2 protein-coding genes and 2 pseudogenes are annotated in these 6252 nt (G+C 47.6%); 1 reads left to right on the top strand and 3 read right to left on the bottom strand.

The window, feature by feature from the left end:
- Nucleotides 1–47: 47 nt before the first annotated feature.
- Nucleotides 48–1269, bottom strand: a pseudogene (locus tag BZG79_RS12075) (DEAD/DEAH box helicase).
- 396 nt (nt 1270–1665) lie between these two features.
- Between BZG79_RS12075 and BZG79_RS12065 the strand changes: the two are divergent.
- Nucleotides 1666–2148 carry a DUF4442 domain-containing protein gene (locus BZG79_RS12065; protein ID WP_021023545.1) on the top strand — a complete coding sequence of 161 codons (483 nt, stop codon included), beginning with the start codon at nt 1666–1668 and terminating at the stop codon, nt 2146–2148.
- Between the two features lie 321 nt (nt 2149–2469).
- On the opposite strand, the pseudogene BZG79_RS12060 reads toward BZG79_RS12065, so the two are convergent.
- Nucleotides 2470–5131: pseudogene (locus BZG79_RS12060) on the bottom strand (efflux RND transporter permease subunit).
- Nucleotides 5128–6252 (bottom strand): efflux RND transporter periplasmic adaptor subunit (locus BZG79_RS12055; protein WP_077774487.1); only part of this gene is annotated, 1125 nt, incomplete at its 5' end. The gene BZG79_RS12055 and the pseudogene BZG79_RS12060, both read right to left, overlap by 4 nt.

Raw genomic sequence — 6252 nt, 5'->3', positions numbered from 1 at the left:
GAGGGATACAGCGGATAGTCACGACAAAAGATAGACGTATTGTGGCGTTAGGATTCAGGTTTTGTTTTCTTTTTTGCTAACGGCACATCGCCGACAGGCACATTGTTGTAAAAGCTCTTATCTCGTTTTTTCGGGGATTTAGGCTGCTTTTTAACCGGTGTTTTCTGGCGTTTTGCCGGTCCAGGCGATTTTATATTAGGGACTTTTTTCTCTTTAAAGCCTTTAAATTTACCCTCTAGGCCTTCTATTGCCGTAAATTCAAGCTTTTGTTGCAAGAAGCCTTCAATATTTTTAAAGCTTCGCCAGTCTTTCGGCCCAACCAGTGAGTAAGACAGGCCTTGGTGCCCTGCCCGACCAGTCCGTCCCACGCGATGCACATATTCCTCAGCGTGTTTTGGCATATCAAAATTAATGACCAAAGACACATTCAACAAATCTAAGCCGCGTGACGCAACATCGGTAGTAACCAACACCTCATGAAAGCCGCGCTCAAACTCATTCATAATACGACTACGTGATGCTTGGTTTAGCTCACCACTCAACGCAATCGCTTTATACCCTGCCTGTGTAAATCGCTCAGCCAATCGTTCCGTGTCTGCGCGAGTGGCAGTAAAGATCATGACTTGCTTGTGCACGTTGGCTTTCATCAAGTGCTCAAGCAAAGCCTGCTTATGATCCAAGTGATCACACAGTACAAAATGCTGCTCAATATCACTGTGCAGTCTTTCCGCTTCACCAACCGCGACTCGCTTAGGAGACTTTAGCATACCGGCAGCAATTTCAGTCACTTGCTGATGATCTAACGTTGCAGAGAACATCAGTGTCTGGCGCAACCTATGCTCNGTTGCGCTGTTTCAAATGATCGGCGAGTCGGCCAGGTGTGGCCACCACAAAAGTTGGCGACTGACGAAAAACCTTTGCTTGCTCATTGAAGTTTTCGCCCCCCAGTACGAGGGCCGCTTTATGAGTCGTGCCACTTGTCAGCATCCGCAACTGGCCATAAACTTGTTTGGCCAATTCGCGAGTCGGTGCCAATATTAACACGCGTGGATCACGACGACTGAGAGGTTTAGAACGCAAAACACGCTGCATCGCAGGCAGCAAAAACGCCAGTGTTTTTCCCGAGCCCGTTTTCGATGACGCCAGCAAATCTTTCCCTGCCATCACAACAGGAATTGCCTGACGTTGAATATCAGTTGGCTGTTCAAATCCACGGTGGGCAATGAGCGACAGTAAGCGTCTATCGAGTCCCAAATCGTCAAATTGCAAGGTATCACTCNGCCAGCAAAGCTTTCCCGGCCATAACAACAGGAATTGCCTGACGTTGAATATCAGTTGGCTGTTCAAATCCACGGTGGGCAATGAGCGACAGTAAGCGTCTATCGAGTCCCAAATCGTCAAATTGCAAGGTATCACTCCAAAGGTAAATCAAAAGCAAAAGGCGCACACGCGCCATTTAAGGCGGCGAATGCTATCATACTTTACGCAAAAACACCGCACCAAAAATTTCGACACTCCAATATCCAGACGCTGTGATTACATGTATGTCTGTCTACGTTATCTGCGAAAAAAAGGCATCAGCCCGCAAGTTTGTTAACAAAATGTTGACGCACAAATAAACATCAATGTAGCGTTACAGGTAAGACCAGATAACAAGGAGTGTCTATGTTCTCGTCTCCACTCGCCCGTGCGAATCAGCATCTATCACTATTCGGTTTCCTAAAAGTCCCAATGATTGGCTGGTGCCGACCCAAGATCCTTTCGATCGACGATAAACATGTCACGATGAAAATTCCGCTAGGTCGACGCACCAAAAACCATTTGAACAGTATGTATTTTGGTGCTTTAGCCGTAGGGGCTGATGTAGCGGGCGGCTTTCTAGCGATGGCGATGGCAGAGCAGCGCGGCGTGAAGATTAGCCTTGCGTTTAAATCGGTACAAGCCGATTTCCACAAACGTCCCGAAGGGGATGTCATTTTCACCTGCCAAGATGGCGAAAAAATCAGTGCCATGATTGGCAATGCCATAGAGACAGGTGAACGCATCAACCAGCCGGTGACGATTGTCGCAACGTGTCCAAGCTTACATGGTGATGAACCAATGGCAACCTTTGAGCTTACGTTATCAGTGAAACACATCACTGATTAGCGCGTCGGCTTAACCGTAACAGCCTCGGCAACGCAGAAAAAAACCAGATTATCGGTCAGCAGATAATCTGGCTTTTTATCAGTAATCGTTAGCGATAACGACAATACAAAAAGCTCAGCGCACTCATTCTGACATCCGTGATACGGGTGCAAGAATCACTGAAAAATCATTGACTTTATACAAGCACAATAAAGCTGCGGATTTCATCGGTAATACACCGAGTTATCAACCGTTTCTGTGGATGACTTTAAAGTTATACACAGCTGGCGTTTTTCTTACTTTGAAAAACACAGCACCGCGCTAAGCGATGCCGGTTGATCGTTATTCAGGGTGATAACGAATTTGATAGAAAATGCGATACAACACCGGCACCACAATCAAGGTCAGCACGGTAGCAAACCCAAGACCAAACATGATGGTCACTGCCATAGGCCGGAAAAATACATCAGGTAGTAGGGGTAGCATCCCCAAAATGGTTGTAATTGCCGTCATACAAACGGGTCTCACACGACTAACCGCAGCATCAACCACGGCCTGGTATCGCTGTTTTCCACTCTCAACCTCTATATTTATCTGGTCGATTAGCACAATTCCGTTTTTAATCAACATCCCACTTAAACTTAAAAATCCCAGTAAAGCCATAAAGCCAAACGGTGTATCAAGTAACAATAAGCCAGTGGTCACCCCGATGACGGCCAGCGGTACCGTTAGCCAAATAATGACCGACTCTTTCACTGAGTTAAATAGCAAAATAGTGACCAAGAACATGAACAAATAGCCAAGCGGCATAATACTAAACAGCCCTTCTTTCGCCTCCTTGGAAGACTCATGCTCACCGCCCCATTCAATGCTGTAACCATCCAGCATCGGTATCGATTCAATATCGGCACGTACACGGCTCAATACGGTCGCGGCGGTCGTTTCTCGCAATGGATCAGGGTCGGCCAAAACAGTTAGCATACGTTTACGATTCTTCCGCATAATGATCGGATCTTCCCAACGCATGTCATAATCCAGGATGACCTGCTGCAAGGGAATATAATCTTGCAATGCTGGACTCCAGATTTTCATTCCTTCAAGCGTATTGATATTGACGCGCTCTTCATCCGGCAGTCGCGCAACAATGGGCATTAAATTGGTACCATCACGATAAACACCAATCCGCTTGCCACTAAATGTCATCGCCAGTAGCTCGTCGACATCCTTTTTGGTGATCCCATAACGACGTGCTTGGCTTTCATTAAATTCAGGTTCCAGCACCTTGGTACGGTTGCGCCAATCGTGGCGAATATTGACGGCATCGGGATCATCATGCAGCCGCGCTTCCACTTTTTTCGCTATCGCACGAAGTTCAGTGGGGTCGGAGCCAATAATACGTGCCTCGATTTTAGATCCCGTCGATGGTCCCAAAGAAATCGGTTTCAGTTTTAACTGTGCATTGGGGTGTTGGCGACGTACATACTCGCGCACCAATCCCATCGTTGATTTCACATGCTCATATTGGTCTACTCTTACTATCAGCTCACCGTAGGCGGCATAGCTTTTCTCAGGTGAGTAGGTCAGCATAAAACGTTGCGATCCCTGCCCAGCACTGGTAGACACATAGTTCACCCCTTTTTGCTCGCTGAGCCAGCTTGACACTTCGTCAAGCGTGTCTTGTGTGGCGCGAATATCAGTTCCTTCCGGTAACCACACATCAACCATGAACATAGGCGTGGTTGAGTCAGGGAAAAAGGACTGCTTAAGATGACCAAAACCATACACGCTCGCACCTAGCGCTAAGACCATCACCAGCAAAGTGAGGTAAGCATGGTGCATGCACGCAGTTAAAAAGCGCTTATACACCACAAAAAGAATACCATTATAGGGATCGCTTCCCTCGTCGCCCTCTTCTAAAGGCGTTTCTTTAAAAAAGAGGCTCGCAAAGAAAGGGGTCAATGTGATCGCGGTAAACCAGCTCAATAGCAAAGAAATTAGCAATACGGTAAATAGCGTTCCACAGTATTCCCCTGTCGCGTCTTCGGACAAACCAATCGGGGCAAACGCGGTGACCGCAATAACCGTCGCCCCCAACAACGGCCATTTCGTTTGTGTAACAATGTCATGCGCCGCTTGTAATCGTGTTCGCCCGCGTTTTAGTCCGACAAGGATCCCCTCCACCACCACAATGGCATTATCGACTAACATCCCAAGGGCTATCACTAAGGCACCAAGAGAGACGCGTTGCAGGTTGATCTCGAAATAGTACATGAACACAAAAGTGCCAAGCACAGTGAGCAAGAGCACTAGCCCAATCAATAGGCCCGAGCGCAAACCCATAAAGAACAACAGCACCACAATTACGATCGCCACCGCTTGTCCCAAGCTGAGTATCTGGCGAGATCCCCAGGCTACTCAATCGTTGAATTGAGACCTCGACAAAGACTTGTTCTTGCTGAGCCCCACTAACTTGTACCTTGCCCACGCCATCAACAAGCTCCAGCTCACGACGCAAAAAATCAACATAATCTTTTAGCTCGCTGTAACTGTAACCCTCTCCAGTTACTCCAAGTAAGATGCCGAATACATCGCCAAAATCGTCTTTGACTGAAGGTGGATTAACGCCAGGCGGTAACTCGCCTCGGGCATCATGGACCTTTCGTCGCAATTCATCCCAAATTTGCGGCAAATCATCTGAACGATATTTGGGTTTCATTTTCACTGTAATTTGCGAGAGGCCTCGGCTAGAAATCGATCTCACCTCGTCAACATAAGTCAGCTGTTGTACCGCTTTCTCCAGTGGATAGGTGACTTCTTCCTCCACTTGTTGCGGTGTCGCCCCCGGGTAACTGGTGACGATCATCGCATCTTTGATCGTAAAAGCAGGATCTTCGAGGCGCCCTAATCCTAGGAATGCAAGGGTGCCGCCGATAAGAAAAATCAGGGTGATCATCCAACTGATCACCTTGTTTTGAATAAAATAACCCGCCACACCTTGCTTCATGATGCTTGTTCCTCTTTTGACGCCAATTCTACTTTTTGTCCTTCAGACAGATGGTTGGCACCGCCGACGACGATACGCTCACCCATAGAAACTCCCGTTACGACTTCAATCTGTTGCCCATGAATGCGGCCCATTTCGACTTGTCGTTTGCTTACCGTTTGGGAGGCCTCATCGTAGACCCAAACATAACTATGATCGCGATCGAGTGGATCGCCATCTTGATTGAAAATCGCTTCGATAGGGACTGAAAGGCCTGTACGCGTCATTTTTAATCCATCACGAGCAATACTGACTTGTACCGGCATACCATCCAATATGAATTGGTCATCAGGCATTGGCATTGTCAACGTCACCACGAATGCCCCACTGTTGGGATCTGGCTCTGCGGTGAATTCATCGACGGTGGCTTTGTATGACTGCCCTTGCTCAGTAACGACCTTAGGTTGCAAGCGTGTTTGCACAGATGCTGCATCCCCACCTGCATTGTGACTAAAAAGAACATCTGGGACCTGAACGCGAATATCAGCGCGTGACGCATCATGAATATTCATAATCCCTTGTCCCGGAGCAATAGTCTCGAAAGGTTCTGCGTTCACTTTCGATATCACTCCATCAGCGGGGGCTTTCAATGCGACATAAGATAAACGGAGATTAGCCAAGGCTAATTCTGCTTGTGCAATTTGTCGCTGCGCCTTTAGCTCANCTGGGACCTGAACGCGAATATCAGCGCGTGACGCATCATGAATATTCATAATCCCTTGTCCCGGAGCAATAGTCTCGAAAGGTTCTGCGTTCACTTTCGATATCACTCCATCAGCGGGGGCTTTCAATGCGACATAAGATAAACGGAGATTAGCCAAGGCTAATTCTGCTTGTGCAATTTGTCGCTGCGCTTTTAGTTCATCAAACTGAGACTGGGCTAGCATTCCTTTTTCAACAAGCGGTGCCGAACGCTGATACTGTGAGTTAGCAACGTCGAATTTTGCGTTCGCATTTTCAACCGCTAAGCGATAGTCCGTCGGTTCGAGACGGGCGAGGACCTGTCCTTTTGACACACGATCCCCGGCTTGCACATTAATGGCTTGAATTTCGCCCGGCACCCTAAACGCTAACTTGGCTTT

The organism is Salinivibrio sp. MA427 (assembly GCF_001996115.1).
In the GTDB taxonomy this organism is placed as follows: domain Bacteria; phylum Pseudomonadota; class Gammaproteobacteria; order Enterobacterales; family Vibrionaceae; genus Salinivibrio; species Salinivibrio costicola.
The sequence above is the reverse complement of the archived record's forward strand: the minus strand, read 5'-3'. Positions and strand labels throughout refer to the sequence as shown.

What these genes read in the sequence shown, in the direction of transcription:
- BZG79_RS12065 (WP_021023545.1), top strand. Translation starts at nt 1,666, where the DNA reads ATGTTCTCGTCTCCACTCGCCCGTGCGAATCAGCATCTATCACTATTC.